The sequence below is a fragment of the Nocardiopsis sp. NPDC058631 genome, assembly GCF_042716955.1.
Taxonomy (GTDB): Bacteria; Actinomycetota; Actinomycetes; order Streptosporangiales; family Streptosporangiaceae; genus Nocardiopsis.
The window spans coordinates 1-4268 of sequence record NZ_JBHXQY010000185.1; the positions used below are offsets into that span (position 1 = coordinate 1).

Annotated in this window: 2 protein-coding genes and 1 pseudogene; all 3 read right to left on the reverse strand. The window is 69.0% G+C overall.

Going from position 1 to position 4268, the window contains the following annotated elements; genetic code table 11:
- Nucleotides 1-1591, reverse strand: a 1591-nt coding sequence (locus tag ACFWTE_RS29735) for a SulP family inorganic anion transporter (RefSeq protein ID WP_378783262.1), incomplete at its 3' end; no start/stop codon positions are given.
- Nucleotides 1592-2002: 411 nt separating this feature from the next.
- Nucleotides 2003-3220 carry an MFS transporter gene (locus tag ACFWTE_RS29740; protein ID WP_378783264.1) on the reverse strand — a complete coding sequence of 406 codons (1218 nt, stop codon included), beginning with the start codon at nt 3218-3220 and terminating at the stop codon, nt 2003-2005.
- A gap of 157 nt (nt 3221-3377) precedes the next feature.
- Nucleotides 3378-4268 (reverse strand): annotated as a pseudogene (locus tag ACFWTE_RS29745) (peptide chain release factor 3); the annotation flags it as partial.

Consider the following 4268-nt stretch of genomic DNA (forward strand, 5'->3'; position numbering starts at 1 on the left):
TCGGCGCGGAGCTCACCTCCTCGGAGGAGGTCGTCCCCATGCTCAGCAACACCGCCCTGGTGGTCTTCGCGGTGATGAGCGTCATCCTCCTGACCTGTCCGCCGACCAGGGTGCCCGACAGCTCCTTGTGCAGTCGGTTGCTGGGGTCGTTCAGGCCGGCGATCTCCACCTGCACGCCGTGCTTGCGGAAGTGCTCGGTGACCTGGTCCAGCGCGGCCACCGCGGAGGAGTCCCACACGTGGGCGCCGGACATGTCCACCACGACCTTCTTCAGGTCGGGCTCGGTGTAGTCGAACCGGTTGACGAGTTCGCCGGTGGAGGCGAAGAACAGCTCACCGTGGACCGAGTACACGCGGGTGCCGCCCTCGGGGTCCAGCACGCTGGTCAGGTCGGCGTGTACCGCGGCCTTGCGGGCGAAGAGCACCATGGACACGATCACGCCCACGATCACTCCGAGCGCCAGGTTGTGGGTGTAGACCACCACCGCGACGGTGACGACCATGACCAGGGTCTCGGTCCAGGGCATGCGCTTGAGCGTGGCGGGGGCGATGCTGTGCCAGTCGAAGGTCACCGCGGCCACGAAGATCATCACCGCGACCAGGGCAGCCATGGGGATCATGCCCACGATGTCGCCCAGGCCCACGCACAGGATGAGCAGGAACACTCCGGCGAGGAAGGTCGAGATGCGGGTGCGGGCGCCGGACTTGATGTTGATCATGGTCTGGCCGATCATCGCGCAGCTGGCCATGCCGCCGAAGAAGCCGACCAGCACGTTGGCGATGCCCTGCCCGCGAGCCTCGCGGGCGTGGTCCGAGGACGTCTCGGTCTGGTCGTCGACGACCTTGGCGGTCATCAGCGACTCCATCAGACCCACCAGGGCCAGGGTCAGGGCGTAGGGCGCGATGAGGGTGAGGGTGTCCAGGGTGAAGGGCACGTCCGGGATCAGCGGCAACGGAACGGTCTGGGGGAGTTCGCCCTCGTCGCCGACGGTTCGGGTGGAGATGCCCATCGCCACGGTGGCGACGGTGAGCACGACGATGGCGACCAGCGGGGCGGGCACCAGCTTGGTCAGGTAGGGCAGGCCGAAGATGATGCCCAGGCCGATGGCGACCATGACGTAGATGGGGATGTCGAAACTGGTCAGATACGGCATCTGGGACAGGAAGATGAGGATGGCCAGGGCGTTGATGAACCCGGTCATGACGCTGGGCGGTACGAACCGCATGAGCTTGGCGACGCCGGCCAGGCCCAGGGCGATCTGGATGAGCCCGGCCAGGATCGTGGCGGCGATGAGGTAGTCGACGCCGTACTCGATCGACAGCGGTGCGACCACCAGGGCCATGGCGCCGGTGGCGGCGGAGATCATCGCGGGGCGCCCGCCCAGGAAGGCGATGGACACGGCCATGATGAAGGAGGCGTACAGGCCCACGCGGGGGTCGACCCCCGCGATGAGGGAGAAGGCGATCGCCTCGGGGATCAGTGCCAGCGCCACGACCAGGCCGGCCAGCACGTCGGCGCGCAGCTGTGCGGCGGCGGGGATCTTGGACATCAGAGACCGAGAGGTCTTCACAGGCAGATTCATGGAACCCATCTGGTTCGGGCAGCCCACAACGAGGACCGCGATGTTCGGGTCGGGTGTTCGGCGACGGTGCGGTCGAACGCACTCGCGCTTTCGCGAGTCGGGGTGCGTTCGGACACCTGGATCCGGTGCGGCACTCGTGCTGCCCCGGACGCGGCCTCGTCGCCGCGGGCCCGGCCATGCCCCTGGGGCAGGCCGGGAAGAGTTCGGTCACCTCACGCTCTCGCGCGGCAAGCGACCTATAGAAAACTTACCCTTACGTGAGAGTACGAGTCACGTAGAGCGACTGAGACAACTGTCACAACAAAACGTGTTCGGCGATTTATCCAGATCAAGGCCGTGATATAGGTGGCAACCGCATTTCCGTCGCGATAACCCAAAGTGATTTTTTGGGTGTAATTCCGGCATGTTCACATCTGTTGCTCATCCGCGTGGCCCTGGCGGCGTCGACACGTCCGGGCGGCGCTGGAGCGGCCTGCGGGCGAAGCACACCGCGACCGCCACGAGGGCGCACAGGACGGCCAGTCCCATGACCCCCGGGCGGTAGGACCCCGTCCATCCGTGGGTCAGGGACAGCAGGATGGGCCCGACGGCGGTGGAGGCGACCGCGACGGACTGCGTCAACCCGCGCAGGGTGCCCAGGCTCGCCGTGCCGAAGTAGAAGGGCAGCGCGGCGCTCTCCACCGCGCGTGCGCCCGAGGCCGCCGCGCCCAGCGCCGCGCCGTAGAGCAGCGCGCCGAGCCCGGGGGAGACGAGGGGCAGTGTGACCAGTGCCAGGGCGTGCATGGCCATGGCCGCGCACATCAGCGCCTTGGGGGAGAGCCTGTCAGCGGCCGTCCCGAACAGCAGTGCCGCGCCCAGGCCCGCGACGGTCTGGGGCAGGAAGTTGGCTGCGGCCTGGGCGGGGGTGAGCCCCTGCTCGCCGAGTACGGAGATCTGGTGGAAGAACACGGCGGTGGAGACCAGGCCGCTGCACGCGATGGCCCCGGCCATCGCCCAGAACATCGAGGTCCGAACGATGGCGCGGAGCGGCCACGAGAGCGCTTCGGTTCCGTCCTGGCGCCCTTCGGGGGAGGTGGGGCCCTCCTGGGGGACGCGATGGACTCCGCGCAGCCCCCACCAGGCCAGAGGCAGGACGACGACCCAGATGAGCACCCCCTCCGCAACGAAGGTGTACCGCCAGTCCAGAACGGCGATCACACGCTCCGCGAGCAGGGGGAACAGGGAGATCCCGGCCGCGCCGAGAGAGCTGGTCAACCCCAGCAGGGTCCCGCGGTTGCGGGTCACCGAGATCGCGACGGCGGTGGTCGCGATCATGGTCATGCCGCCCTGGCCCAGGGCGCGTACCCCGACGAACCCGGCCGTCAGACCGACGAGCCCCTGCGCACCGGCCAGCAGGACGAGGAAGCCGCCGAAGCCCAGCGCCACGAGTGCGAGGACCCGCCGGACCCCGAAGCGGTCGACGGCACGGCCGATCCAGGGCAGCGCGAGAGCCCCGACGAGGGTTCCGACCATGTAGGCCAGGGAGACGGAGGAGCGGCTGACGTCGAGGTCGGTGATGACGTGGTCGACGAAGACCGCGATACCCGCGGTCTGGCCCGGACCACTCAGAGCCAGGACCAGCGCGGACGCCGCGACGATCCTGGGTGCGGACCGGCGCGGGGTGGATGTGTCGGTGGTGGACGGCGCGGAGGACAGCGCGACTCCTCGAAGACGGCGGGGGCTGGGCCGGTGTTCACGCGCACGACCATGCCGCGGCGCCGCGCGACACCCCTGGGAACAAGCGCCGGAGGACGGGTCAGTATTCCTCGACGCCTCCGGCCAGCAACGGCTCCATGAACAGTGCGGGGTGGTCGCGCTCGATGACCTTCAGGCGCCACTTGTTGTGCACCAGCACCAGGAGCTCGCCGTCGGAACGGCGCCGCAGCACCTCGGCCCCCGACAGGGCGTGCAGGACGGGCGCCGACTCGGCGTCGGTGCGCCTGGCCACGGAGTACTCCAGCGGCGAGGCCTCGATCGGGGCGCGGAACTCGTGCTCCATCCGGTGCTTGACCACGTCGAACTGGAGCGGGCCCACTGCCGCCAGCACCGGCGCCTGCTCGCCGCGCACGTCGGAGGTCAGTACCTGCACCACGCCCTCGGCGTCCATCTGGGCGATACCGCGCTGGAACTGCTTGTACTTGCCCGCGTCGACCGCCCGCGCCACCACGAAGTGCTCGGGGGCGAAGCTGGGGATCGGCGGGTACACCACCTTGGGGCCCTCGTAGAGGGTGTCGCCCACGGCCAGCGCCTGGGCGTTGACCAGCGCGATCACGTCGCCGGGGTAGGCGGTGTCGATGGTGGAGCGCTCGGAGCCGAACACCGCCTGGGAGTACTTGGTGGCGAAGGGGCGGCCGGTGGAGGCGTGGGTCAGGACCATGCCGCGGTCGAACCGGCCGGAACTGATGCGCAGGAACGCCATCCGGTCCCGGTGGTTCTTGTCCATGTTGGCCTGCATCTTGAACACCTGGCCGGAGAAGGGCTGTGTCACAGGACGTGGCTCACCCTTCTCGTCGGGCTTGGCGGACGGTGTCGGAGCCAGGTCGACGATCGTCTCCAGCAGCTGGCCGACGCCGAAGTTGGACAGCGCGGCGCCGAAGAGCACCGGGGAGGACTCCCCGGCCAGGAACGACTCGGGGTCGAAGTCGGC